The sequence below is a fragment of the Pseudomonas sp. AN-B15 genome (assembly GCF_019056475.1).
GTDB lineage: Bacteria > Pseudomonadota > Gammaproteobacteria > Pseudomonadales > Pseudomonadaceae > Aquipseudomonas > Aquipseudomonas parakoreensis.
Map to the genome: position 1 here is coordinate 5,884,342 of NZ_CP049737.1, position 25,950 is coordinate 5,910,291.

The 25,950-nt window shown below is 61.2% G+C and carries 24 protein-coding genes; 11 read left to right on the top strand and 13 right to left on the bottom strand.

Features of this window, described 5'->3' with window-relative positions; translation table 11 throughout:
- Window positions 1-65: 65 nt before the first annotated feature.
- The gene (locus GTQ41_RS26705; protein ID WP_047297239.1) at window positions 66-1,961 is read right to left on the bottom strand and encodes an FTR1 family protein; all 1,896 of its coding nucleotides are present in this window, start codon (window positions 1,959-1,961) and stop codon (window positions 66-68) included.
- A gap of 190 nt (window positions 1,962-2,151) precedes the next feature.
- Here GTQ41_RS26705 and GTQ41_RS26710 point away from each other — a divergent pair, with 190 nt between their 5' ends.
- The 5 genes from GTQ41_RS26710 (at window position 2,152) to GTQ41_RS26730 (ending at window position 6,913) form a co-directional block, all read left to right on the top strand.
- Window positions 2,152-3,543 (top strand): COG3014 family protein, encoded by a 1,392-nt coding sequence (locus tag GTQ41_RS26710; RefSeq protein ID WP_047297240.1) that lies wholly within the window; start codon window positions 2,152-2,154, stop codon window positions 3,541-3,543.
- Between the two features lie 214 nt (window positions 3,544-3,757).
- Complete coding sequence (locus tag GTQ41_RS26715; protein WP_047297241.1) at window positions 3,758-5,152, top strand: COG3014 family protein; 1,395 nt, start codon at window positions 3,758-3,760, stop codon at window positions 5,150-5,152.
- Between the two features lie 15 nt (window positions 5,153-5,167).
- Window positions 5,168-5,542, top strand: a complete 375-nt coding sequence (locus tag GTQ41_RS26720; protein WP_047297242.1) for a YcfL family protein — start codon at window positions 5,168-5,170, stop codon at window positions 5,540-5,542.
- A 36-nt stretch (window positions 5,543-5,578) separates the two neighbouring features.
- Complete coding sequence (lpoB, locus tag GTQ41_RS26725; RefSeq protein ID WP_003229365.1) at window positions 5,579-6,166, top strand: penicillin-binding protein activator LpoB; 588 nt, start codon at window positions 5,579-5,581, stop codon at window positions 6,164-6,166.
- Window positions 6,167-6,169: 3 nt separating this feature from the next.
- A complete protein-coding gene (locus GTQ41_RS26730; RefSeq protein WP_047297243.1) occupies window positions 6,170-6,913 on the top strand; it encodes a hypothetical protein in 744 nt (247 codons plus the stop codon).
- Between the two features lie 217 nt (window positions 6,914-7,130).
- On the opposite strand, the gene rhtB is transcribed toward GTQ41_RS26730, so the two are convergent.
- The 3 genes from rhtB to GTQ41_RS26745 form a co-directional block, all read right to left on the bottom strand.
- Window positions 7,131-7,763: a homoserine/homoserine lactone efflux protein gene (rhtB, locus tag GTQ41_RS26735; RefSeq protein WP_041072021.1), complete on the bottom strand. Its 633-nt coding sequence runs from the start codon at window positions 7,761-7,763 to the stop codon at window positions 7,131-7,133.
- Window positions 7,764-7,888: 125 nt separating this feature from the next.
- Window positions 7,889-8,470 (bottom strand): mechanosensitive ion channel family protein, encoded by a 582-nt coding sequence (locus tag GTQ41_RS26740; protein WP_047297244.1) that lies wholly within the window; start codon window positions 8,468-8,470, stop codon window positions 7,889-7,891.
- On the bottom strand, window positions 8,470-10,380 hold the full coding sequence (locus GTQ41_RS26745) for an ATP-binding cassette domain-containing protein (protein ID WP_047297245.1): 1,911 nt from the start codon (window positions 10,378-10,380) through the stop codon (window positions 8,470-8,472). Before GTQ41_RS26745 ends, GTQ41_RS26740 begins: the two co-directional genes overlap by 1 nt.
- Window positions 10,381-10,430: 50 nt before the next feature.
- Between GTQ41_RS26745 and GTQ41_RS26750 the strand changes: the two genes are divergently transcribed.
- Window positions 10,431-10,895 (top strand): TIGR02444 family protein, encoded by a 465-nt coding sequence (locus tag GTQ41_RS26750; RefSeq protein WP_047297246.1) that lies wholly within the window; start codon window positions 10,431-10,433, stop codon window positions 10,893-10,895.
- Here the strand turns inward: GTQ41_RS26750 and GTQ41_RS26755 are convergent.
- Window positions 10,892-12,025 carry an AlgP family protein gene (locus GTQ41_RS26755; RefSeq protein WP_047297247.1) on the bottom strand — a complete coding sequence of 378 codons (1,134 nt, stop codon included), beginning with the start codon at window positions 12,023-12,025 and terminating at the stop codon, window positions 10,892-10,894. The genes GTQ41_RS26750 and GTQ41_RS26755 overlap by 4 nt on opposite strands.
- A 192-nt stretch (window positions 12,026-12,217) precedes the next feature.
- Between GTQ41_RS26755 and GTQ41_RS26760 the strand changes: the two genes are divergently transcribed.
- The gene (locus tag GTQ41_RS26760) at window positions 12,218-12,883 is read left to right on the top strand and encodes an FKBP-type peptidyl-prolyl cis-trans isomerase (RefSeq protein ID WP_047297248.1); all 666 of its coding nucleotides are present in this window, start codon (window positions 12,218-12,220) and stop codon (window positions 12,881-12,883) included.
- A gap of 77 nt (window positions 12,884-12,960) precedes the next feature.
- Here GTQ41_RS26760 and GTQ41_RS26765 read toward each other — a convergent pair whose 3' ends face one another.
- The 7 genes from GTQ41_RS26765 to GTQ41_RS26795 form a co-directional block, all read right to left on the bottom strand.
- Window positions 12,961-13,419, bottom strand: coding sequence for an Rsd/AlgQ family anti-sigma factor (locus tag GTQ41_RS26765; RefSeq protein ID WP_047297249.1), 459 nt, complete (start codon window positions 13,417-13,419; stop codon window positions 12,961-12,963).
- Window positions 13,420-13,605: 186 nt separating this feature from the next.
- Window positions 13,606-14,157, bottom strand: a complete 552-nt coding sequence (locus GTQ41_RS26770; RefSeq protein WP_047297250.1) for a disulfide bond formation protein B — start codon at window positions 14,155-14,157, stop codon at window positions 13,606-13,608.
- A 218-nt stretch (window positions 14,158-14,375) separates the two neighbouring features.
- Window positions 14,376-15,614, bottom strand: coding sequence for a heme biosynthesis protein HemY (locus tag GTQ41_RS26775; protein WP_047297251.1), 1,239 nt, complete (start codon window positions 15,612-15,614; stop codon window positions 14,376-14,378).
- Complete coding sequence (locus GTQ41_RS26780; RefSeq protein WP_047297252.1) at window positions 15,611-16,753, bottom strand: uroporphyrinogen-III C-methyltransferase; 1,143 nt, start codon at window positions 16,751-16,753, stop codon at window positions 15,611-15,613. The genes GTQ41_RS26775 and GTQ41_RS26780 overlap by 4 nt, the downstream gene beginning before the upstream one ends.
- 16 nt (window positions 16,754-16,769) lie before the next feature.
- Window positions 16,770-17,537, bottom strand: a complete 768-nt coding sequence (locus tag GTQ41_RS26785; RefSeq protein WP_047297253.1) for a uroporphyrinogen-III synthase — start codon at window positions 17,535-17,537, stop codon at window positions 16,770-16,772.
- Window positions 17,534-18,475 carry a hydroxymethylbilane synthase gene (gene hemC, locus GTQ41_RS26790; protein WP_047297254.1) on the bottom strand — a complete coding sequence of 314 codons (942 nt, stop codon included), beginning with the start codon at window positions 18,473-18,475 and terminating at the stop codon, window positions 17,534-17,536. Before hemC ends, GTQ41_RS26785 begins: the two co-directional genes overlap by 4 nt.
- A 138-nt stretch (window positions 18,476-18,613) precedes the next feature.
- Window positions 18,614-19,360, bottom strand: a complete 747-nt coding sequence (locus GTQ41_RS26795) for a LytTR family DNA-binding domain-containing protein (RefSeq protein WP_041072003.1) — start codon at window positions 19,358-19,360, stop codon at window positions 18,614-18,616.
- 472 nt (window positions 19,361-19,832) lie between these two features.
- On the opposite strand from GTQ41_RS26795, the gene argH reads away from it, so the two are divergent.
- Window positions 19,833-21,227 carry an argininosuccinate lyase gene (gene argH, locus GTQ41_RS26800; RefSeq protein ID WP_047297255.1) on the top strand — a complete coding sequence of 465 codons (1,395 nt, stop codon included), beginning with the start codon at window positions 19,833-19,835 and terminating at the stop codon, window positions 21,225-21,227.
- A 119-nt stretch (window positions 21,228-21,346) separates the two neighbouring features.
- On the opposite strand, the gene GTQ41_RS26805 is transcribed toward argH, so the two are convergent.
- Entirely contained in the window at window positions 21,347-22,006 is a 660-nt protein-coding gene (locus GTQ41_RS26805; protein WP_047297256.1) for a glutathione S-transferase family protein, read from the bottom strand.
- Window positions 22,007-22,129: 123 nt separating this feature from the next.
- Between GTQ41_RS26805 and GTQ41_RS26810 the strand changes: the two genes are divergently transcribed.
- The 3 genes from GTQ41_RS26810 to GTQ41_RS26820 all read left to right on the top strand — a co-directional run bounded on the left by GTQ41_RS26810 (window position 22,130) and on the right by GTQ41_RS26820 (window position 25,946).
- A complete protein-coding gene (locus GTQ41_RS26810) occupies window positions 22,130-22,414 on the top strand; it encodes a hypothetical protein (RefSeq protein ID WP_047297257.1) in 285 nt (94 codons plus the stop codon).
- Between the two features lie 260 nt (window positions 22,415-22,674).
- The gene (locus tag GTQ41_RS26815; RefSeq protein WP_003229392.1) at window positions 22,675-22,920 is read left to right on the top strand and encodes a TIGR02647 family protein; all 246 of its coding nucleotides are present in this window, start codon (window positions 22,675-22,677) and stop codon (window positions 22,918-22,920) included.
- Window positions 22,921-23,102: 182 nt separating this feature from the next.
- Window positions 23,103-25,946, top strand: coding sequence for a class I adenylate cyclase (locus tag GTQ41_RS26820; RefSeq protein ID WP_047297258.1), 2,844 nt, complete (start codon window positions 23,103-23,105; stop codon window positions 25,944-25,946).
- Window positions 25,947-25,950 lie beyond the last annotated feature (4 nt).

Genomic DNA, 25,950 nt, shown 5'->3' on the forward strand with positions numbered 1-25,950 from the left:
CACAAGGTTAACGCTAAACCTGTGGGAGCGTGGCTTGCCCGCGAATGTGAGCGCAGCGAATGCTCTTAAGCAATCACCCGCTTCTTCTCAACCATCCGGCTGCGCCCATACAACACGACAATCGCCAGAATCGCCACGGCCTGCGCCGATAGCGAATAAGCGTCGGCATGAATCCCCAGCCAGTCGAAATCGAAGAACGCCACCGGCCGTGTGCCGAAGATCCCGGCTTCCTGCAACGCCTTCACGCCATGCCCGGCGAACACCACCGACAACGCGCAGAGCAGACCGGCGTTGATGCTGAAGAACAGCGCCAGCGGCAGTTTCGCCGAGCCACGCAGGATCACCCAGGCCAGACCGATCAGCAGCACCAGCGCCGTCGCACCACCGGCCAACACCGCATCATGCCCGGCGGGACCGGCCTGCAGCCACAGCGTTTCGTAGAACAGGATCACTTCGAACAACTCGCGATACACCGAGAAAAACGCGAGGATCGCGAAGCCGAAACGCCCGCCGCCGCCCACCAGACTCTGTTTGATGTAGTCCTGCCAGGCTGCAGCGTGGCGCCGGTCGTGCATCCACACACCGAGCCACAGCACCATGACGCTGGCGAACAGCGCCGTCGCGCCTTCGAGCAGTTCACGCTGCGAGCCGCTGACGTCGATCACATACGCCGCCAGCGCCCAGGTACCCAGACCGGCGAGCAGCGCCAGGCCCCAGCCGACGTTGACGCTGCGCACCGCCGATTGCTGGCCGGTATTGCGCAGGAACGCGAGGATCGCCGCCAGCACCAAAATCGCTTCGAGGCCTTCGCGCAGCAGAATCAGCAGACCGGAGATGTAGCTCAGCGACCAGCTCAGGCCATCGCTGCCGAGCAGCTCGGCAGACGCTTTGAGCTTGCCCTTGGCCGCGGCCAGGCGCTCTTCGGCCTGCGCCACCGGCAGACCGTCCTGCAACGACTGACGGTAGGCCATCAGCGATTTTTCGGTGTCCTTGCGTACGTTGGCGTCGACGTTATCCAGCGAACTTTCGACCAGTTCGAAACCTTCCAGATACGCCGCCACCGACAGGTCATAGGCCTGATCACGATCACCGGCGCGGTACGCCGCCAGGCTTTTGTCCAGCGTCGCGGCAGTGTAGTCGAGCAATTGCGCCGGGCCGCGTTTGACCTGCGGTGGCTGGGCGCGCTGGGCACGGAAGGTCGCGGCGACTGGCGCACCTTCGGCAGCCTGTACTTCGGCCGGCGTCTGGCGTGCCAGATCAGCGATATTGAAGGTCTTGTCGGACTTGGCGGCGGCCGGGTCGGCGCTGAAACCGGCGATGTAGGTCGCCAGGTCCCAGCGCTGACGGTCGTCCAGTTGATCGGCGAACGCCGGCATGTCGGTGCCTTCGACACCTTGGCCGAGGGTGCTGTAGATCGCGTACAGGCTCAGGTGATCCATCCGCGCGGCATCGCGCAGGTTGGCCGGTGGCGGCGCCATGCCGAGACCTGCCGGACCGTCACCGGCCCCGTTGGCACCGTGACAAACCGAGCAGTTTTGCGCATACAGCGGCGCGCCACGGGTCGGATCCGGCGTGATGATCGGCGCCTGGCTGACCTCATACGCCACCGCCAGTTTCGCCCCCAGTTGCCGGGCCTGACGGGCGACGTCGGCACCGTCCTGCCTTGCCGTGATAGCCGCATGCAGAGCCTCGACGCCCTGCTCCAGCGCAGCCTTCTCCGGTTTGGCCGGCAGACCGCCGATCAGTCCTTGCAGCACTTGGGTGAATTCCAGCTGCTCGCGGTATTCGCCGTCGTCGACGACCTTGCCCGCTTCGACCGTCGGCGGGTAGTCGGCGCTGATGTAATCGAGCAGGTGCAGCGCTTGCGGGGCGCCTTCCACCGTGTCGGCCAGCAGGTTGAAGCTGCTCAGGGCGCACAACGGGAACACCAGCCAGGCCAGAAATCGGGACGCGGCAGTCATGAATGAGTCTCAAATGGAAATGCGAAGTTACATATTGTTCACTTCGAACGCTTTTCACTCAAGCGTTGTCGACGTACGCCACCTGGGACGGGTGCCATGAACCTGCGAAAACGGACGCATCACTTGGCCACTACCGCACTCTATACTGCGCCACCTCATTGCATTCGCCGCTCAAGGACGAACCCTCTTCATGCGCCATAGCTTGCTGCTACCCCTGTTGATCGCCACCGTTGTGCAACTGAACGGTTGCGGTGCGTATCGCAATTACGATCTGGAGCTGCAACAGACCACCGCGCCGCTCAAAAATGGCAACATCGAAGGTGCCCTGTCGGTGATCGAAGCGAACAATCCGGCCCCGGAAAAAGACCTGCTCTACTACTTCGAAAAAGGCGCCGTACTCAGTGCCGGCGGCGATTTTGCGCAAAGCCAGACCACTTGGCGCAGCGCCGAACAGATGATTATCGAACGCCAGGACACAATTCAGACCACTGGCGACAAGTTGCTTGCTGCAATGGGCGATCACTGGGGCAGCATCATCAACGACAAGCTGCGCCGCTACGATGGCTACGACTATGAAAAGGTCATGCTGACCACGCAAATGGCCCTCAATCAGTTGGCGCTAAATGACTTCGATGGCGCTCGCGCCGACATCAAGAAAACCCACGAACGCGAAGCGCTGATCGCTCGGCAACGGGAGCTGGAATACGAAAAAATCGAGGAAGCAGCCAAGGCCCAGGGCGCACGTGTGCATTACAGGGATCTGCAGGACTACCCGGTGGTAATGCTCGAATCGCCTGCGGTGATTGCCCTGAAAAACGGTTACCAAAGTGCATTCAGCCACTATCTTGCGGGCTTCACTTATGAAGCGCTGGGTGAAAAGGATCTTGCCGCGCCCGGATATCGTCAGGCCATTGAACTGCGCCCGGACGTAGCCTTTTTTCAACAGGCACTGCGCGACCTCGACAGCCCCGGACTCAAGGCCGATGAAAGCGACGTGCTGATCATTGTGCAAAGCGGGCTGGCACCTGCCCGCAGTTCAGTACGCGTGCCGTACCCGGTGAAGCTGGCAGACGGGCAAGTCATCGTCGCCAACATTTCGTTTCCAGTGATGGTGCCGGACACCTCAACCCCGCCGCTTACCCAAGTGAGTATCGATGGTCGCCAGAAAAAACTGATCACGGTCAACAGCATCACCGAAATGTCCTTGCGCACGCTGCGTGACGACATGCCCGGGATTATCCAGCGCACGACCTATCGGGCATTCCTCGCCGCAGATGTTCAAGGCACGGACAATCGACGCAACCCGAGCAAGGCGTCCTACGTGACCCACTGGGACAATTTCGAACACGCCGACACCCGCACCTGGCGCACCCTGCCTGACCTGACGCAGGTTGTGCGCCTGCGCCTGAAAAAAGGCGAGCATCTGGTCAGCCTGTCGAATACCGCGGCACCGCTGAAGATCCGTATCGACCAGCACCGGCAGATGATCGGCCTGCGCGTGCTCGGTGGACAGATTTACGCCAACGGCAGCGCTTTTCAGCCCCGCATCTCACTGGAAAATCGAGTATCCAGCCTGAAATAAGTAATGGCACCAAACTAACAAGTGCGATTAAAAAGCTATTACATGGCCAGCATCGCCCGCTTATAATGCCGCGCCCTCGCTATAGCGACGCGGCATAAAAGCTCCTCTGGTTATGAGGAATTGGCAGGAGGCCAGCGCCACTGTCGATGGGTCACACCAGCCCGACCAGCACCGGCGGCTGATGCAGTTACTAGCTCAGGGAAGAAGTACCCCCATGGCATTGCGCACTCCCACCTTGATCGCGCTCAGCGCTGTCACTCTGCTGTCCGGCTGTTCGGCGTTTCGCAACTACGATTCGGAACTGGCCCAGACCAACCAGCAACTGGCCACCGGCAACGTCGACGCCGCGCTGAGCCTGCTGGAAAAGAACAACACCGGCCCCGACAAAGATCTGCTCTATTACTTCGAGAAAGGTGAGTTGCTGCGCGCCAAGGGTGACCTGTCCGGCAGCCAGAACGCCTGGACCAGCGCCGACCAGGTGGTCGGTCAGTGGGAGGATTCGGTCAAGCTCGACTCCGGCAAATACCTGGCCCAGTTCGGCAGCTTCATCGTCAACGACAAGGTCCGTCGCTACGAAGGTTACGACTACGAGAAAGTCATGCTGACCACGCAGATGGCCCTCAACCTGCTGGCCGTCAACGACTTCGAAGGCGCCCGCACCGCGATCAAGAAAACCCACGAACGTGAAGCGGTGATCGCCGACCTGCGCGACAAGGAATACCTCAAGAGTGAGGAAGAGGCCGAAAAAGAAGGGATCAAGACTCAGTACAAGGATCTGCAAGGCTACCCGGTCGCCAGCCTCGACGCGCCGGAAGTGGTCAGCCTGAAAAACAGCTACCAGAGTGCGTTCAGCCATTACCTGGCCGGTTTCGTCTACGAAGCCCTGGGCGAGAAAGACCTGGCTGCACCGGGCTACCGCAAGGCGGCCGAACTGCGCCCGAACACCCCGCTGCTGGAGCAGGCGCTGGTCAACCTCGACAAGCCGAGCAAATCCGACGACAGCGACATCCTGATCGTGGTGCAAAGCGGTCTGGCACCTTCGCGCGATTCGATCCGCGTGCCGCTGCCATTGCCGATCTCCAACAATGTGGTGATCACTCCACTGTCGTTCCCGATCATCAAGCCGGACACCTCCACCGCACCGCTTGCGCAGATCGGTGTCGATGGCCAGCAAGTCAACCTGACGGCCCTCAACAGCACCACCGCCATGTCCCGCCGCGCCCTGCGCGATGACATGCCGGGGATCATTGTGCGCACCACCGTGCGCGCAATCACCAAAGGCGTGGCACAGAAGAAGATCAACGAAACCAATCCGCTGGCCGGTCTGGCCGTGGGTATCTCTTCAGCCGTGCTGGAAGGTGCCGATACCCGTACGTGGCGCACCCTGCCGGACAACACCCAGGTGGTACGTCTGCGCTTGAAGAAAGGCGAGCATCAAGTCAGCCTGCCGAGCGCCGTCGGCGGTTCGCTGGTCAAGGTCACCGTCGATCAGCGTTATCAAGTGATCAGCCTGCGAGCGGTGGGCAACCAGGTATTTGCCGGTGGCGTCGCCGCCCACGTCATCCCGAGCGCCGGCGCGACCAACGTCGCCAGCCTCAAACAACCTTAAGAACGGAGTCTTTGCATGCGCTTGAAACTCATCGCCGTTGCCGCCCTCGCCGTCCTGGCCAGCGGCTGCGCCACCCCGCCACCACCGGAGCCGGGCAGCGCCGCGAGCAAGGTCGTGGCCATGGGCCCGCAGAAACACATCGCGGTCGGCGCCATGCGCGTCGCCCGCGAGAACGGTTTCATGACCGTCAATGTGCAGTTGACCAACACCCTCAACAGCAACAAGACGTTCTACTACCGCTTCGCCTGGCTCGGTGCGGAAGGTTTCCCGATCGCCGAGGAAGAGGTCTGGAAAAGCCAGATGATGTACGGCGCTCAGACCAGCTTCATCCAGGGCATCGCCCCGACCCCGAAAGCCGTGGACTTCCGTCTCGAACTCAAGACGCCTTAAGCCCGCCAACCTATTCCTGTATTAGAGAGCATCCCCATGTTTGCACGCTTTTCCCTGATCGCTGTCCTCGCCCTGCTGGCCTCCGGTTGCGCCAACACCTCGCCGACCCTGGGTAGCAAGAACATCAGCTACGGCGACACCAAAGCGGTTGAAACCGTGACCAACGAATTCGGTTCGACCGACCTGCAGATGATCGCCGAATCGATGACCCGCTCCCTGGCCCAGTCCGGCATTCTGCAGGGCCGCCCGGTGGTGCAGGTCTACGACGTGAAAAACAAGACCAGCGAGTACATCGATACCCGCGAAATCACCACCAGCATCAAGACTCAACTGATGAAGTCCGGCACTGCCCGCTTCGCCAGCGACAACACCGCGATGCAGAGCCAGGTCGATCAGCTCAAGCTGCAAAACCAGAGCGGTCTGTACAAGAAGAGCACCGTGGCCAAGACTGGCAACATGATCGCCGCCAAGTACCGTCTGGAAGGCTCGATCAGCTCGATCGTCAAGCGCAGCAGCGACTACAAGGACGTTTTCTACAAATTCAGCCTGCAACTGATCGACGTCGAAAGCGGTCTGGCCGAGTGGATGGACGAAAAAGAGATCCGCAAAACCACGGAGCGTTAATTGATGCGCGCATGGATTGGCATGATGGCCCTGGCTTGCGCGTTCAGCGTGCAAGCGGCCCCGAAAGTCGCGGTAACGGATCTGGCGTATCAGGAGCGTGTGGAGCAGTACATCCACATCGTTTCGGCGCAGAACAATTACCGCGAGGGTTACTACAGCTCCAGTGGTTCGTCGAACTACAACGAGCTGGAAGCGACCACCAGCTACATCGAACAGGGTGAACTGCGTAAATTCACCGGCGACATCAAGGGCGAGATCCTGCGCACCGGGATGTTCCAGCTGGTGCAGGGCACGCCGTATACCGCGTCGTCCAAGGGTGACGTCTATGACGTGATCAAGCGGATCAAGGCCGGCAGCTTCAAAGGCGCCGACTACGTGCTGTTCGGCACCGTATCCGACATCGACTTCACCCAGGACATGAACGAGCTGGCGCACACCGACAGCTATTCGGCAGTGCTGGGTCTGACGCTGGTGGCGGATTTCAGCCTGATCAACACCAAGACCTACGAGATCACTTCGGCCTTCACGGCGATGGGCGAAGCGCAGGACACCAAACTGGTGAACGGCCGCGACATCAAGATCTCGCTGAACCGCCCGCGGGTGGTGCGTGAAGTGTCGAAAGCCCTGGGCGAAGACGTCGCCGGGCAACTGAGCATGCAGCTCGGTGGCGGCGGTTACGAGCAGCCGCGCGAGGCGCAGCAGCGCAACAATCTGCCGCGTGATACCGCGCCGGTGATTTTGCACTGACCGGCTGAGTGAACAACTCTGTAGTGAGGGGATTCATCCCCGATGGCTCGCGAAGCGAGCCCCTCTTGATCTTGAAAGAAGGGGCTGCTACGCAGCCCATCGGGGATAAATCCCCTCACCACAAAAGCTCCCTCACCACAGTTGGATGTAACCCAGATGTATCGTCAGAGACGAAAAAGGCGACCTCAAGAGGTCGCCTTTTTTATTGCCGGGGCTCTTAGACCGCCGCTTTACGCAACGTCGCCATAAACGCCGCCGCACCAATGAACAGCCCGGCAAACGTGCGATTCATGCGTTTCTGCTGCTTCGGCGTGCGCAACAGACGCAGCACCTTGGACGCCAAACCCGTGTAGCCAGCCATGACAACCAGATCCACGCAGATCATGGTCACGCCGATCACCAGGTACTGCATCAGCAGCGGTGCATGGGGATTGATGAACTGCGGCAGCACCGCCAGCATAAACACCAGCGCCTTGGGGTTACTGATGTTGACCAGGAAGCCGCGAAACACCAGCGCCAGCGGTTTGCCGATCGGCCGGACTGCTGCGTCATCGCTCATGTCCATGGGCAGCGCACGCCATTGCTTGACCGCCAGATAGACCAGATAGGCCACACCGAACCATTTGATCGCATAGAAAGCGGTGGCCGAAGCAGTGAGGATCGCGCCGACCCCAGCGCCGACAATCGCAATCTGTACCGCCAGGCCGACTTGCAGGCCCAGCGCGTTCCAGTAACCGCGCCAGAAACCGTATTGCAGGCCGCTGGACATCGACGCAATGGCGCCAGCACCCGGGGACAGACTGATCACCCAGCAGGCGGCAAAGAATGCCAGCCATGTTTGAAGCTCCATCGCACACCTCGACTTTGAATCGTGACAGACGTCAAAGCTAATGCGGTTTGGGCCTAAAAGCAAAAGATCGCAGCCTGCGGCAGCTCCTGCATTGAAATACGATCTTTTGATCGTGTCTGGAAAAACTACTTCTCGAACCCGCTGGACGGAAACACATCGCTGCCGCGCCAACGTCGCACCGAGCGCTGGAAGAACAGGCTGTTCGGCACTTGTACCATGGCGCTGCCCGTCCCGAGCTCCTCTGCCTCGATCAACGTGGTGTAAAGCAGATTGATCGCCACCACCCGGCCTTTGACCCCGGGTTTGTCAGTGGTGTCGACCAGCTCCACCACATCGCCGAGGCGGAACGGGCCGACGGTGAAGATCAGGATCGCGCAGAGCAGGTTCGACAGCACACTCCACATCGCGAAGAACGCCACCGCCGCCACTGCGACGAAACCCGACAGCGCCGTCCACAACACCGTGGCCGACACGCCGAGGCGCTCCAGCACAAAGATCAGCGCACTGCCCATGATCAGCCAGCGCAGACCGCCGCGCAGCGGCATCAGCAACTGCGGCGGAAACGGGTAGCGCTCACCCAGACGGGTCAGGCCTTTGGCAACGAAACGCTGGGTCAGATAGCCGGCCAGCAGGATCAGCAGAATCTGCACGCCGAGCCAGATCGGCTCGACCCACACCGCCGGCAATGGCCACTTGAACGCGTCCATCAGGACAGCGCCTCCAGCTCCGCCTGCATGCTTTCCAGCGTCTCGAGCGCCTCCATCCAGGCTTCTTCCAGCTCGGCTTCGCGCACTTTCAGCTTGGCCTGCTCGGCCAGCAGATCACGCAACTCGTTCTTGCGCGCCGGCTCGTAGATGTCGCTGTCACCGAGGCTGGCGTCAACCTTGGCGAGTTTCTCGTGCAGTTTGCCGAGCTCGGCTTCGAGCTTGTCGGCTTCGCGCTTGTGCGGCGCCAGTTGCTGACGCAATGCAGCGGCGGCCTGGCGCTGGGCCTTCTTGTCGGTTTTGTCCGGGTTAACCGGCGTGTTGCTGACCGGAGCGTTGCGCTGGCGGTATTCCACCAGCCAGCGCGCGTAATCTTCAAGGTCGCCATCGAACTCTTCGACCTTGCCGTCAGCGACGAGGTAGAAGTTGTCGGTGGTGCTCTTGAGCAAGTGCCGATCGTGAGACACCACCAGTACCGCGCCGCTGAATTCCTGCAGCGCCATGGTCAGCGCCAGGCGCATTTCCAGGTCGAGGTGGTTGGTCGGTTCGTCGAGCAGCAACAGGTTCGGCCGCTCCCAGGCGATCAACGCCAGGGCCAGACGCGCTTTTTCGCCACCGGAGAAATTCAGTACGGGCTCGTCGATACGCGCGCCACGGAAGTCGAAACCGCCAAGGAAGTCGCGCAGGGTCTGCTCGCGTTCGGTCGGCGCCAGACGCTGCAGGTGCAGCAACGGGCTGGCCTTGGCATCCAGCGAGTCGAGCTGATGCTGGGCGAAGTAGCCGACCACGGTGTTCTCGCCGCGTGTCAGGCGCCCGGCCAGCGGTTCGAGCTCGCCGGCGAGGTTCTTGATCAGGGTCGACTTACCGGCACCGTTCGGCCCGAGCAGACCGATCCGCGCACCCGGGGTCAGTTGCAGCTTGACCTTCTCCAGGATGGTTTTTTCGCCGTAACCCAGACGCGCATCGGACAGGTCGATCAGCGGGCTGGAGATTTTGGTCGATTCACGAAAGACGAAGTCGAACGGCGAATCGACGTGGGCTGCCGACAGCTCTTCCATGCGTTCCAGCGCCTTGATCCGGCTCTGCGCCTGACGGGCCTTGGTGGCCTGGGCCTTGAAGCGGGCGATGTAGCTTTCCATGTGCGCACGTTGCGCCTGCTGCTTCTCGTACGCCTGTTGCTGCTGGGCCAGACGCTCGGCACGGGCACGTTCGAATGCGGTATAGCCGCCCCGGTACAGGGTCAGTTTGCGCTGATCGACGTGGGCCACGTGATCGACCACTTCATCGAGGAAGTCGCGGTCGTGGGAAATCAGCAGCAAGGTCCCCGGGTAACTTTTCAGCCATTCTTCGAGCCAGATGATCGCATCGAGATCCAGGTGGTTGGTCGGTTCGTCGAGCAGCAGCAAATCCGACGGACACATCAGGGCCTGCGCCAGGTTCAGACGCATCCGCCAGCCACCGGAGAAATCGCCTACCTGACGGTCCATCTGCTCATTGGTGAACCCGAGGCCGGCCAACAGTTTGCGGGCGCGAGCGTCGGCGGTATAGCCGTCGGCGCTGTCGAGTTCGGCGTGCAGGCGGGCCAGCGCCGTGCCATCGTGGGCCGCTTCGGCGACGGCGAGGTCACGCTGCACCTCACGTAGACGCAGGTCGCCATCGAGCACATAGTCGACCGCCAGACGCTCGAGGGTGTCGACCTCCTGGCGCATGTGCGCGATGCGCCAGTCGGCCGGCAGCAGGCAATCGCCCGAGTCCGGGTGCAACTCGCCGCGCAGCAAGGCAAACAGGCTGGATTTGCCGGCGCCGTTGGCACCGATGAGGCCGGCTTTGTGGCCGGCGTGCAGGGTCAGCTCGGCGTCTTCTAGCAGACGTTGCGGGCCACGCTGTAAAGTCAGGTTCTGAAGTCGGATCATAATGGCGGCGGAGTCTACCAGCTTCGCTCACAACTGGCGCGAGTAGCACGATGTCCTCTGACCTGTGGAGCTTTTCCCTTGCCACCTACGCCCGACCGGGCGTGGAACCTGCCTGCCTGCAACTGCAAACGGCGGGGGCCAACGTCTGCCTGCTGCTCTGTAGTTTGTGGCTTGAGCAACGTGGCGCGGCCTGTGACGAACAGCGCGTAGAGCAGCTGAAAAAACTGGTGGGGCCTTGGGATCGGGAGGTGGTGCAGCCACTGCGTGCGCTGCGCACTCAATGGAAAACCCTGGCCGAAGATGATCCGGTACTCAAGGGTCTGCGAGAACAAATGAAAGCGCTGGAGCTGGAAGCCGAACGACATCTGCTGTGGCAGCTGGAACAGGTCGCTCAGCACTGGCCTCGCGATGACGCCTCAGCGTCGGGACAATGGCTGGAGAGTCTTGCGGGGGCAACCGCCAGCCCGAACCGCGACGCGCTGCAAGTGCTGCGCGTCGCGGCAACCGGCACTTAGGAAGCGCTGGTCGGGTTACTGCTGACGCTCGACGCAGCGGCTGGCGTTGGCGCAGTCGAGGTGGTCGAGGTGGAAGCGGCTGGAGCAGGTGCCGCGGCTGGCGCTGGAGCAGCTGGCTTGGCAGCCGGTGCAGTCGCCGGTTTGGCGGCAGCGGGTTTGGCAGCGGCCGGTTTTTTCGCGGCGGGTTTTGCAACCGACTTGGCGGCTGGTTTAGCGGCTACTGGTTTGGCAGCAGGCTTGGCCGCAGCGGTCGCAGGTTTTGCTGCTGCAGGTTTGGTCGCTGGTTTGGCCGCGGTTTTAGCAGCAGGCTTGGCCACTGGTTTGGCAGCAACCTTGGCAGCTGGTTTTGCCGCGACCGGTTTTGCAGCGGCTGTTTTCGCGACAGGCTTGGCAGCCGGTTTTACCGCGACTTTGGCAGCTGGTTTAGCAGCAGCGGTTTTTACCGGAGCGGCTTTGCGCGCAGCAGGTTTTGCCGCTGGCTTGGCAGCCGGTTTTGTCGCTGCAGGTTTGGCAGCGGCAGTACGAGCAGCCGGTTTCGCAGCGCTCGCTGCGGCCGGTTTTTTCACTGCGGTTTTGGCAGCAGGTTTGGCGGCGGTTTTAGCCGGTGCCTTGGCCGCGGGTTTTGCCGCTGGTTTTGCCGCTGGTTTGGCTGCAGCAGTTTTCGCCGGCGCTTTCGCCGCCGCAGGTTTCGCGGCTGCTTTCTTCGCAGGCACTGCTGCAGGTTTTGCTGCGCGAGAGGTCAACGCTTTGCCGGCGGCTTCTTGCACACGACCGACACCCTGGGCCAGTTTCAGGCTTTCCTGGGCGTCTCGCTTGAGTTGCAGAATGTAGCTGCGAGTGTCGGACTGGCGATTCTTCAGCGCATCGAGCAGATCTTCGAGTTCTTTGACCGCAGCCTTGGCCTTGTTCTGCGCCTTGGCTTTACCGGCAGCGGCTGCGTCCTGCAATTTGGTGCGGGATTTGTGCAGCTTTTCTTGCGCCTTGCCGCGTTGCTTTTCCAGTTTGGCGAGCAGTTTTTCAGCATCAGCCAAGGCTTGGGAGCAAGCGTTTTCCAAATGCTCGAGCAGGCTGCCCGAGAGTTGTTGGAGTAAGTGCAACGGAGTGTTTACAGGCTTCTTGGTGGCCGACATGGTTTACCTCCTGGCTGACGTGAGTGCGGCTCATACTAGACCTCTGCAGTTACCGCCGCTAGGTCATCTTGACAGTAACGAAACCGTTGCGTTGCAACGAAGCGAAAATGTTCTGCACAAAGACAAAAGCAGTTCACCGTTGCAGACGTTCGCGCTGGCATAATCGCCCGCATCTCAGGACGGAGTGTGCCCATGTCGCGCTACCTTGTTTTATCCCTCTGGATGATTTTTTCTGCCGCCCACGCCGACGAAAAAACCACCGCGAACGATGCTCACGATCTGGCCTACAGCCTCGGCGCCAGCCTCGGTGAGCGCTTGCGCCAAGAGGTCCCGCAATTGCAGATTCAGGCGTTGGTCGACGGATTGCAGCAGGCCTATCAAGGCAAGCCATTGGCACTGAGCGAAGCACGGATCGAGCAGATCCTCGCCGATCACGAATCGCAAAACGCCGAACACTCAACGCTGCCTTCAAGCGATGCCGCGATGGAAAACGAACAACGTTTTCTCACCGCCGAAAAAGCCAAACCGGGGGTGAAAGAATTGGCCGACGGCATTCTCCTGACCGAGCTGACCCCAGGCACTGGTGCCAAGGCCGGGCCCGATGGAAAAGTGCAGGTGCTGTACGTCGGTCGATTACCGGATGGCACGGTGTTCGACCAGAACACTCAGCCGCAATGGTTCAGCCTCGACAGTGTGATTGCCGGCTGGCGTACCGCACTGCAGAACATGCCGGTAGGTGCCAAGTGGCGACTGGTGATTCCATCGGATCAGGCCTACGGGGCCGATGGTGCGGGTGATCTGATCGCGCCGTTCACACCGCTGGTGTTTGAGATCGAATTGCGCGGTGCAACGAGCTAATTCACGCCGATTCACGGGCATAAAAAAACGCGATGCGCTTTCGGCGCATCGCGTTTTTTTGTGCCTGAGAAAATCAATCAGGCCTGAGCGGTATCTTCTTCCTTGTGTGCCGTGTGCAGCACTTCAATCAGACAGTCTTCCAGCTCGAAGCGCTCGTGCAGCAGGCCACCCAGCTCCTTGAACTTCTCGGCGACGCATTTGCCCGCATCGCAAAGGTCGTTGAACGCGAGGAGTTTTTCGGTGATGACGTCAATACGCGGGTAAAGGGTTTCGGCGAGTTCGAGGCCGCGCTTGTCGTTGAACGCCTTGGCTTCACCGGTCAGTTGTTCGTAGATCTCGAAGTGCCCGGCCGAGACATAATCGACAAGCACACCGCAGAATTCCAGCAAGGGTTTACGGTTCTCGGACAGAGCCTGCGGCTTGTCGCCCAGCTTGTCGTAGGCACCGATCAGTTCTTCACGCTCTTGCAACCAGCGGTCGATCAGCAGATGAACTCCACCCCAGCGTTCCTGAGCATTCTGACAACTTTCGAGCATGGCGATCTCTCTTCCCTTGTGGGTCATGCTGCTCTACACCCGCGCCCCTTTTCTGGCTGTTATCGCTTGGAGGCGAACCGGGCAGAGCGTCATCGAGCAACATAAATCCAATGACACGTGCGGGCCAGATTATGCCCGCACGCCTGTGGCTTCAAGGTACGCAGGAGATAAAGTTCATACAAGTGTTTAATCCCTGACCAGCGCGCGGTGCGACGCTTCGCCGCTGGGGGAGCGCTGCAGAGCGCTCCAGACCAGCCTCAGCAATTGGTACACAGACAGGATGAACATTGCCACAAAGAACAGCAGGCTCCACTCGGGGATACTCAAATCGAACAGTGTCCAGGAAATTTCTGCGCAATCACCATCCCCTCTGAGCATCCGCACCGTGGCACACAACCATGGCAGATTGCTGAACAACGCTTCGGAATCTGGCGCGCATCTCGTCATCTGCACCAGCGGGTCACTCTGCAACAACACCTGTCGCCAGGCTGCCGTCGTCCCGCCCAGGCTCAGGCCAAGCGCAGCGCCCCAGTACAGCGACAGGCCGAAACGCCGTGGTCCATGGACTGCCGCCACCCCGCAACACAACGTCAGCACCGCCATGAAGAATCTTTGCGCCAGGCACAGGCTGCAGGGCGTCAGCCCGACCGCATACTCGAGATAATAGGAAGCTCCCAGGGCCATAGCCCCTGCAGTGAAAGCCGTGAATAACAAGGAGCGTGAACAGGCCAACGACATGGCTTTTCCGTAGCAATGGAGACAGGCAGTTACGGTAGAGGAAAGCTTGTCAGCCTTTCAAGGCGGAGCTCTGGCGACAGTTCACCAGAAGTGTAGGGAAAACCCGACAGACGCGAGAGGAATAGGCGTAGTCCGCTGTAGGACATCGCCCAAGACGCCCGCCGGAGGTAATTATTCGCTCACTGAACGTTCACGAGGGAGCATGCTCCCTCGCGATATCAGGCGTGAACCGGCACTGGCAACGGCGCGGCCAGCAGGCGCTCATCCAGCAATCCGAGACCTTCCTGGAACAACTGGTTACTGCGCTCGGTGTCACCCAGTTGCGCGAGCAGACGCGCCAGCTCTGCACAGGCCTCCGGATTGCGCTGCAGCCGCAGACTGCTTTCCAGGTAATCCCGTGCCTTGCCCCATAAACTGGTTTGCAGACAGAGACGACCGAGGGTCAGCAACAGGCTCGGATCGGCCGGATGCTCTTTGAGCCAGCCTTCGGCGGTCTGCAACTGACGCGCCGGATCACTGCCGCGGACCAGGCCATACAGCCGTGCAAGATGGCTGTCGTACTTGCGCTTGAGGGCGCTGCGCAGGACTTCTTCCGCTTCAACCTGTGCACCCAGCTGACGCAGTTGCTCGGCGTATGCCAGCACCAGTGCCGGCTCTTGGCGCTGCGCGGACGTCAATTGCTCCCAGGCACGGGTGAGCGACTGCAGACCAACCTTGCCGTCCTCGTCACGATGCGCCGCCAGCGACAGGTTGTTACCCCAGGCTCGCCTTTCCAGTTCAGCCAGTTCGGCTGGCGGCAGAGCCTTGTCCTTGCGCAGTTCCGGCAACAGGCGAATCACCGCCGACCAGTCGCCGCGCTGCTGATGCAGACGCTGCAACTGCCGCAAAGTCTGCACGTTATGCGGATGCCGCTCGTGCATCGCTTGCAGGGTCACCAGGGCGCCGTCGGTATCACCGCGATCGGTCTGCAATTGCGCATGACTCAAGGCAATCGCCAGTTCGGCCTGCGGCTGGCGCTCCAGCGCACGCTCAAGCAACTGATCGCACTCCTCGTACTTGCCTTGCTCGTTGGCCGCGCGTGCCGCGCCGAGGTAATACAACAACGGCTGGCGCTCGGCCTCGGCGGCGCGAGACAGATGACGTTGCGCGCTGGCCCAGCGACCTTCGGCCAGATCCAGTTGCCCGTGTTCGATGGCCACCTGCACCCGCCGGCTGCGATTACGTCGCGACCACGGGTTGACCACACCACTGGAGGCCATGACCAGCTCGATCAGGGCTTTGATGCCCCAAATCAGCAGCCACAACACGGCGATCAGTGCCAGCGTCGCCCACAGGCTCGATTCATAACGGAAGCTCTTGTAGGCGATCAGCACGTAACCGGAGTGCTCGGCAATCGCCAGGCCCAGTGCCGCTGTCGCCGCAATCACCAGAAACACGATCACATACAGGCGTTTCATGGCGTGGTCTCCTGCGCGGTGCTGGCGGCAGGTTTGGCGAACGGTTTGACCGACTCTTCAGCGTTGACGTTACGCCGCTCCAGATAAGCCTGCACCGCGCTCAATGTGCCGGTCAGGTCCGGCGTCTTGACGGTGACCGGTTGCTGGCTCAGCTCGGCAACCTGTTCGAGCATGGTTTTGCTCTGCGGATTGTCCGGGTTGAAATTGCCCTTGAGCACGTCCCGCGCTTCGGTCAGCGCCTGGGTGTAGACGGGCGCCTGGCCATTGAGCGCCGCCCATTGCGCCTGCTCCAGCGCGAGGCTCAGGGCCAGACGCACCTGACTCAGGCTTTGCCCGGCCAGCAGTGGCTTCACGTTCTTGTCGGCATTGAAATCGATGCGGATGTAACGCGACACCTGATCCCACCACTGCGCCCAGCGACTGGCACCATCGCCGTCAGCGGTCAGGCCCAGCAGTGACTCGCCACGATCCTTGTACTCCGGGGCCAGTTCGGTCAGTTCGATGACCTGGTCACGCAAGGCACCAATGCGCAGAAACAGGCCGGTGCGATCCGGCTGTTCGGTGCTGCGCAGCGCGACGAGGGTTTTCGCCACTTGCTCGCGGGCGGCGAACGATCCCGGATCATTCTGCTCACGGAGAATTTCGTCAGCGCCCTGCACCAGCGCCTGCGCGCTGCTGATGTCCTGCAAGGCCGAAAGACGCAGGCTGGCCAGTCGCAGCAGATGCTCGGCCTCGGCCAGACGCCAGTCCTTGCGGCTGGCACCGAGGACGGTTTCCAGACGCTGGTTGAGGCGCTGCTGATCACCCTGCAGTTGCGTCACCAGACGTTGGCGCTCGGCGAGTTCATCGGCACCGGGCAGTTGCGCGAGGCGCTCGGTCAGGCGCTGTTCGTTGAGCTTGAGGCTCTGCGCCTGATCGTTCAACGCCTGCACCTGGCCGGACTGCTGCGCAGTGTTGGTCTGCAGGTGACGCACCTGCCAGACACCCCAGCCACCGATCGCCACGCCGGCAGCGCCGAGCAACAGGGCGACAATGGCCAGGCCGTTGCCTCGGCGCGGCGCTTGGGCCGGCGGTGGCGTTTCAACCTGGGCATCGATCACAGGCTGGACATCATCTTTAGGCAAGGCTGTTTCGCTCACGTATCCATCCTTTGCATTAGAGAACGGGCACGGGATGCTCCCGTAACGCCGTCAGCAAAGCCGCAGCACTCGCGCCACGGCAATCCACAACTGTTTGGGCCCCGGCGGCACGTGCCAGCTCGGCGACCCTTGGGCTTGGCACAAACAACGGCAACTGCGCAATCGCCGGCCAGGCAGCGCCGGCCAGTTGGCACAGGTGCTCGAAACCCTGTCCACTGCTGACCACCAGCCCGTTCAAGCGTTCCGCTTCGATCCGTCGTGGCAGTTCATCCGGGGCATAGGCTGGCAGGTCACGCCTGTATAACTCCAGATACTCGACACTAGCACCTAGCGCACGCAGGCGCTCGGCGAGCAACTCGCGACCGCCCTCCCCGCGCAGGATCAGCACCTGCGCGTCGGCCCCGCTGACCGCTTCGCGCAGACGCGGCAATTGCAGCAGAGCTTCGCTGTCATCGCCGTCGGCGGGAAAGTGCACGTCGAGACCGTGATCGCGAAGAATCTGCGCGGTCGCCGCGCCGACGCTGAACCACGGCATCGACAACGACCCAGGCCCATGAGCGTCCAGCAGATCAAGCGCAATCCGCGCCGCCGGTTTGCTGACCACGATGACCGCGCTGCAACCCGAAAGCTGCGCCAGTGCCCGACGTATCTTGTCAGAGACCGGCAGCGGCACGATGTCCAGAAGCGGCAGGCAACTGCTGAAAAAACCTTCTGCGGCCAACACCCCGGCCAGCGCCGCGCAGTCATCCGCAGGACGCGTCAGCAGCAGGCGCCAGGCAGTCACTCGTGACCTGCCTCGCCATACACCGCTTTGAGAATCTCGTCGGCACCCTGACTGAGCAAGGCTTCAGCGACCTGCACGCCCAACGCTTCGGCATTGGCACGCGGCGCACGCTCTTCGGCGCTGAGCAGCTTGCCGCCGCTCGGCTCGCCCACCAGGCCACGCAGCCACAGCTGCTCACCTTCAAGCACGGCGTAGCAGGCGATCGGCACTTGGCAGCCGCCATTCAGATGTTTGTTCAGAGCACGTTCAGCGGTCACGCGCGAAGCGGTATCGGCATGATGCAGCGGTGCGAGCAAGACGTGGATTTGCGTATCGGCGCTACGACATTCGATGCCGACCGCGCCCTGGCCACCGGCCGGCAGACTGTCGTCGACGCTGATCGCCGAGGTGATGCGGTCTTCGAAACCGAGACGAATCAGGCCGGCTGCCGCGAGAATGATCGCGTCGTACTCGCCGGCATCGAGCTTGGCCAGACGGGTGTTGACGTTGCCGCGCAGGAAGCGGATTTCCAGATCCGGGCGACGGGTCAACAGTTGCGCCTGACGTCGCAGGCTGGAGGTACCGACGACAGCGCCGGCAGGCAGCGCATCCAGGCTTTGATAGGTATTGGAAACGAAAGCATCACGCGGATCTTCACGTTCGCAGATGCAGAACAGCCCCAGGCCTTCAGGGAAGTCCATCGGCACGTCTTTCATCGAATGCACGGCGATGTCGGCTTCGTTTTCCAGCAGCGCGGTTTCCAGTTCCTTGACGAACAGCCCCTTGCCGCCGATTTTCGACAGCGGTGAGTCGAGCAGCTTGTCGCCGCGACTGACCATGGGCACCAGCGTCACCAGCAGACCCGGATGGGCCTCCTCCAGACGGGCTTTGACGTATTCGGCCTGCCAGAGGGCCAGCGCACTTTTACGGGTGGCGATGCGGATTTCGCGAGAGGACATGGATCAATCCGTACTGAATAGATACGGCGGATAATAACAGCTCAGCCAAGTCCACTTTGACTTGAATCAGAAACGGCGTGGCCTCCCTGGCCTGCAATGCCCGGCAGAAGAAAAGTGCAACCGCGCGCGAAGGCCGGATCAGAGGCCCTGCATCATCTTGCGCACACCGGCCACATGCCGCCGGCTGACGATCAGCGCATCACCATTGAGGCCTTTGAGAAATAGCTGGAAATGCCCCAGCGGCGTGCGTTGCAGACGCTCGATACGGTCGCGGGCGACCAGCGCGTTACGGTGGATGCGCACGAAACGCTCGCCGAATTCGTCTTCGAGGGCCTTGAGCGGCTCGTCCAGCAGCACCTCGCCACTTTCATGGCGCAGGGTCACGTACTTGTGATCAGCAATGAAATAGACCACCTGATCCAGCGGGATCAGTTCGATGCCTTTTCGGGTTCGGGCGCTGATATGACTGCGCGGGCCGTTGCCGCTTTCGGCGGCAGGCCGAGTCAGGGCCGAAAGTTGCGCCCGGTTGGGACGTTCAGCCCGCTTCAGGGCGTCATGCAGATGTTCGGTTCGCACGGGTTTCACCACATAGCCCACGGCGCTGGCCTGCAGGGCTTCCACGGCAAATTCATCGGGGCTGGTGCAAAACACCACGGCCGGCGGCGTTTCACGCTCGCACAGACGGGCAGCCACCTGCAGGCCATCGAGGCCCGGCATGCGGATATCGAGCAGCACGATATCCGGCTTGTGGCTGTCGATCAGCGCCAACGCCTCTTCGCCATTCGTGGCGCTGGGCTCCAGAACTGTATAACCCTCGAGCTCGCTCACCATTCGGCTGAGGCGCTCGCGAGCCAGTGGTTCGTCATCAACGATCAGGACATTCATATTGCGCTGGATTCCTGCGTGAGTCTCGCACAAGGATAGCGTAGACAGGTGAAGTGACGTCCGTCACCGCGATCCACGCTAAGACTAGCCCGAGCGCCAAAAAGTGCCGTACGTCGGCCAGCAATATTTGCCAGTGTCCGGGTCGTACTGCTCAAAGCCCGCTGTTTTCTGCGTTTTTCACGGGGTATGCCAAAGGACAAATCCACCCACCCCCTCTTCTTATAGTCGGCGTCCAGACCTTAGCGCGATCTGCAGTCGCGCCGACCCTTATGTCCAACTGTAGACGCTTGCCGGGCCGATATTGCTCAATCGAAAAATATCCTTGCGCAAATCCCTTGCAGACAGCGCCGACTATGAACGAGCAGATGAGAAAAAAACGTATCGACCGGTGTCAGCGACAGGATTGGCAACCCTGTTATTATCCGCGCCAGCGTTTCACGCCTTCTTTCTCCAAGCCGATACGAGCGAATTCATGAGCACTGACAAGACCAATCAGTCCTGGGGCGGCCGCTTCAGTGAACCCGTCGACGCCTTCGTCGCCCGCTTCACCGCCTCCGTCACTTTCGACCAGCGCCTGTATCGCCACGACATCATGGGCTCGATCGCCCACGCCACCATGCTGGCCAAGGTCGGCGTGCTGACGGATGCCGAGCGCGACAGCATCATCGATGGCCTGCAGACCATCCAGGGCGAAATCGAGGCCGGCCAGTTCGACTGGCGCGTCGACCTCGAAGACGTGCACATGAACATCGAAGCGCGCCTGACTGACCGCATCGGCATCACCGGCAAGAAACTGCACACCGGGCGCAGCCGTAACGATCAGGTCGCCACCGACATCCGCCTGTGGCTGCGTGACGAAATCGACCTGATCCTGGCCGAAATCACTCGCCTGCAAAAAGGCCTGCTGGAGCAGGCCGACCGTGAAGCGGCGAGCATCATGCCCGGCTTCACTCACCTGCAGACCGCACAACCGGTGACCTTCGGCCACCACATGCTGGCCTGGTTCGAAATGCTCAGCCGCGACTACGAGCGTCTGGTCGACTGCCGCAAGCGCACCAACCGCATGCCGCTGGGCAGCGCTGCGCTGGCCGGCACCACCTACCCGATCGACCGCGAATACACCGCGCAACTGCTGGGTTTCGATGCCGTCGGCGGTAACTCGCTGGACAACGTTTCCGATCGCGACTTCGCCATCGAATTCTGCTCGGCCGCGAGCATCGCGATGATGCACCTGTCGCGCTTCTCCGAAGAGCTGGTGCTGTGGACCAGCGCGCAATTCCAGTTCATCGATCTGCCGGATCGTTTCTGCACCGGCAGCTCGATCATGCCGCAAAAGAAAAACCCGGACGTGCCGGAGCTGGTACGCGGCAAGACCGGCCGGGTATTCGGCGCGCTGATGGGCCTGCTGACCCTGATGAAAGGCCAGCCATTGGCCTACAACAAGGACAATCAGGAAGACAAGGAACCGCTGTTCGACGCCGCCGACACCCTGCGCGATTCGCTGCGCGCCTTTGCCGACATGATCCCGGCGATCAAGCCGAAACACGCGATCATGCGTGAAGCGGCCCTGCGCGGTTTCTCCACCGCCACCGACCTGGCGGACTACCTGGTACGCCGTGGCCTGCCGTTCCGTGATTGCCACGAAATCGTCGGTCACGCGGTGAAATACGGTGTGGATACCGGCAAGGATCTGGCCGAGATGAGCCTGGAGGAACTGCGCCAGTTCAGCGACCAGATCGAGCAGGACGTGTTTGCCGTACTGACGCTGGAAGGCTCGGTGAATGCCCGTGACCACATCGGCGGGACTGCGCCGGCGCAGGTCAAGGCAGCGGTGGTTCGCGGTCAGACGTTGATCGCAAGCCGCTAAAAGCATCGCGGGCAAGCCCGCTCCCACAGGGTTCTCTGTTGGAACACGATTTTGTGTTCGACCCAAAGACCTGTGGGAGCTGGCTTGCCAGCGATTACCTATTTACAAACGCCGCAATATCACTTCTTGGCAGCGATCATCGCCAAAAACGCCGGCATCGCCGCCTCTTTGTCCGCAGCAATCTTCTGCACATGCGGATTCTGCTCAAGCTGCTCCAGCAGCGCCTTGGCTTTCGGCATCTCCGCCAGCCAATCGATCCCGAACAGTTTTTGCCCGACCGCACAGGCCAGCGGCACGCTGTACAGAAAGTACAGATCCGCAATGCTCAGGCTGTCGCCCGCCACGTACGGCGCGAACTTGCCGTGTCGGCCCAGTGCCGCAAAACCCAGCAACAGCTCGGCTTTGGTTTTCTCCTTGATCGCGTCCGGCACCGTCGCGCCGAAGAACGCCTCGCCATAACAGGCGCGACCCGGCAGCTCGATGTACAGCTCGATTTCCTTGGCAATCGCCAACACCTGCGCTCGCTCGAATGGATCGCTCGGCAGCAGCGGCGTACCTTTCTGGGTCTGCTCAAGGTATTCGAGGATGATCGCGGTTTCGTTAATAAATCCGGCATCGACACCGAGTACCGGCACTTTGCCGCGCGGGCTGATCGCCAGCGACTCCGGGGTCTGCGTCGGGTAGAAGGTGACTTCTTCGAACGCCAGGCCTTTTTCCAGCAGTGCCAGTTTGACCATGTTGTAGTAGTTGCTGACAGCGAATCCATAGAGCTTGAACATCACATAGCCTCCAGGCCGTGCGGGGTGGGCAGGCACTGTTTATAGATCGCCCGTCACGATCCTGCCAGCAGCATCACGCCGCTGAATGCGGGTAAACTGGCGCCTTTCCTTGAGGAGCCTGCCATGAGCGAGCCGACAGACATCGACAACGACGAAGAAGAGTTCACCGAGGCGACGTTGATCGAAGCCATCGAGAACCAGATCGAAAGCGACAACCCGCCAGCCGCCAAGGCGACCTTCAACAAGTTGACCCTGGTGGGTGTCGAGCGCGAAGAGATCCTCAATCTGATGGCGCACGTGCTGGCCTATGAGATTGACGCGATGCTCGACGAAGACCGCGCGTTCGATACCGAGTGGTATGAAACCGCACTGCGTGCGCTGCCCGAGCTGCCAGCGGAAAAGCAGTAAGCAAAACATATCCCCTTGTGGGAGCGAGCCTGCTCGCGAATGCCGTGTATCAGCAAAAACAACGCTATATGACACACCGCTTTCGCGAGCAGGCTCACTCCCACACAATTTGTCACCCATCCATCCAGCCATCTCTCCGGCCCCGACTACACTGGAATCCGCCTCAAGACAAAATCCCTGATCTGAGCACTGGACATGCCGCAAAAGCGGGTTCACCTTAGGGACGCTGTCGTCCAATTCCTAGAAAGTCTGGAGTCCTTATGTCGCTTACCCCTGAGTTGGTTGCCGAACTGGAAGTCCTCGCACTCTTCAACCTGGACAGTTCCCAGGAAGGTTTGAAAATTCATCAGACCGCTGCCCCGAAACACATTGCCGCCGCCAAACGCCTCTTCGAAAAAGAACTCACCGACCAGCCCGATGGCGGGTATCTGACCAGCCTGGGTCGCGATGCCGCGCAAAATGTGCAAACCGTGCTGACCATTCTGAGAGAGCAGGAAACCGCCTGATCCCCCCTTCTTTTGCCCACGGGAACTCCTGCCACGGGATTTCCGCGGGCCTGCCCGGCCCTCGCGCTAAAAATCTGACGTCAAAAAACAAATTCAGCTTAAAAGTCCCGCCGTGCAAAGGCTAAACTGCCTCCCATTCCGAGACCCTCTTCGTCCGAGCCCACGAGCCGGTTTGAGCTGACATGACGCGCACCCATGAAATCCGCCCCGATCTGGACGAAGGCATCGACCGCAAGGTACTCAGCCAGCTGCGCGCGCGTTTTCTCAAGCTCAATGAAGGTCGCCTTGGCCGGGCACTCGAAGGGCTGTCGACCCGCCAGCAAGGCGTGCTGACCCTGCTGCCGCTGTTCTTCCACGTCAATCATCCGCTGCTGCCGGGCTATGTTTCCGGCAGCACGCCAGCCGGGCTGTCCAACTATGAACCGGACGCCATCGCCCTCGCCGAAGCACAACGCCTGACTCGCTCGTTCTCCTACAAACCACGCCACGGCAGCAACCCGCCACGGCCGATTCACGGGCTGTTCCTGATGGGCAGCCTCGGCACCCTGGCCCAGGCCGATCAGAGCGACATGGACGTGTGGGTCTGCCATGCGCCGGATCTGGGCGAAAGCGAGATCGCCGAGCTGCGCAAAAAATGCCAGCTGCTCGAAGCCTGGGCCGCGACCCAGGGCGCCGAGGCGCACTTCTTTCTGATCGACCCGGTGCGTTTCGTCACAGGCGAACGCGACAGCCAGCTCAGCTCCGAAAATTGCGGCAGCACTCAGCACTATCTGCTGCTGGACGAGTTTTATCGCACCGCGATCTGGCTGGGCGGACGCACGCCGATCTGGTGGCTGGTGCCGGTCTACGAAGAAAGTGCGTACGACTTGTACACCCACACTTTGCTGTCCAAGCGCTTCATCCGCGCCGACGAGACGCTGGATCTCGGGCATTTGGCGACGATTCCGCCGGGCGAGTTCATCGGCGCCGGCCTGTGGCAACTGTTCAAGGGCATTGAGTCGCCCTACAAATCGGTACTCAAATTGTTGCTGACCGAGGTCTACGCCAGCGAACACCCGAAAGTGCAGTGCTTGAGCCTGCGTTACAAGCAGGCCGTGTTTGCCAATCAACTGGATCTGGATGAGCTGGATCCGTACATGGTCGTGTACCGACGCATCGAAGAGTACCTGACCGCCCGCAACGAGCCGGAGCGGCTGGAGCTGGTACGACGCGCGTTGTACCTCAAGGTCAACCGCAAGCTCACTGGCAGCAGCCGCACCCAGAGCTGGCAGCGCTCGCTGCTGGAGCGCCTGGCGCACGAATGGCATTGGGATCAGCGCCAACTGGCCTTGCTCGACAGCCGCAGCCAGTGGAAAGTCCGCCAGGTCAGCGCTGAACGCCGCGCCCTGGTCAATGAGCTGAATTACAGCTACCGCTTCCTGACCCAGTTTGCCCGCAGCGAACAGACCGTCAGCCTGATCAACAAGCGCGACCTGAACGTGCTTGGCCGTCGCCTGTACGCCGCGTTCGAGCGCAAGGCCGACAAGGTCGAATTCATCAATCCCGGCATCGCCCCGGACCTCGCCGAAGACACCTTGACCCTGGTGCAGTCGCCGAACAAGAAAGAGCCCGGGCAAACCCAGTGGGGCTTGTACAACGGCAGCCTGAACGCCCTGGAATGGGAGCACTTTGCGCCGATCAAGCGCAGCCGCGAGTTGCTCGAGCTGCTGACCTGGTGCCATCGCAACGGCGTGATCGACAGCAGCACGCGCCTGGCCCTTCATCCCGGCACCAGCGACATGAGCGAGTTCGAGTTGTTCAACCTGCTCGGCAGCCTGCAGCAGTGCATCGCCCTGCCCCTGCCAACCGTTGCAGAAGAGCCGCTGCTGCGCGCCGCGGTGCCGAGCGAGGTGCTGATACTGGTCAACGTCGGTGTCGACCCGCTCAAGCATCATCGCGACCTGAACATCCTGATGACCACCGAGCGCACCGATTCGTTGAGTTACGCCGGGGTGCGCGAAAACCTTGTATTGACCCTCGATCAGGTCACGCTCAACAGCTGGAACGAAGTGCTGGTCAACCGCTTCGACGGTCCCCACGCATTTCTCGACTGCCTGCGCGACTACCTCAACAACCTGCCGCGCGGCCCGCAGCAGCCGTCATTGAAAGTGCGCTGCTTCTGCCACAACCGCGCACAGTTCATTGCCCGGCGCGTCGAAGAAGTCATCGATACTGCGCAGACTCTGCTGCTCAGCGAGCTCAACCACCGCTACCTGATTCAGGTGCAACAGCACTATCACGTGCTGGAACTGGTGCCGGGCCAGGTCAATCATGTCGCGCTCGCCACCCTGCCGGCGCTGCTCGATTATCTGGGTGAAGAACAGCCGCGCTATAGCCCGCTGCACCTGGATCCGATGGCGCTGGAGGATCATGACCTCGCGCTGATTCTGCCCATGGGCCAGCCGGAGGCGATTCAGGTGTTCTACCGGATTACCGAACAACAGGCCGAGTTGTACGTGCTGGATGAGTTCAACGCGCTGTGGCAACAGCATCTGCCGTACCACGACGAACAGAGCCTGCTGGTGCCGCTGCAGCGATTCCTGCAATCGATCCAGTACCGGCGAGAAGCACTGTTGCCGATGGACGGCAGCCGGGCGATCAGCCTCGAAACCTTGTATTACCAGTTATTGCCTTCAGGCCCGGGGCGCGCGCGCCGGGTCGAAGCACGGCCGGCGCCGCAAACCCCGGTGAACAAACCGTTCTACGATGTGCAGGCAATCATTGGCAAAGCCGCACCGGGCGAAGTGCAGGTCACCCTGTATTGCAATCAACGAGAATTCAGCGAGCTCGAACATGGCGACCAGCTGTTTAGCGTGGTCGCCCGGGAGATCGTCGAACAGCGCCGCGAAACCGAGCGCTATCGCTGCTACATCACCGACCTGGACCTCTCGGGCCTGCTTGGTGACGGGCAGAGTTCAAGCAATCTGTATTTGCGCTACAAGGCCGACCTGGAGCGCGCCCTGAACGAGGCGCTCGAACAGATCTGAGGCG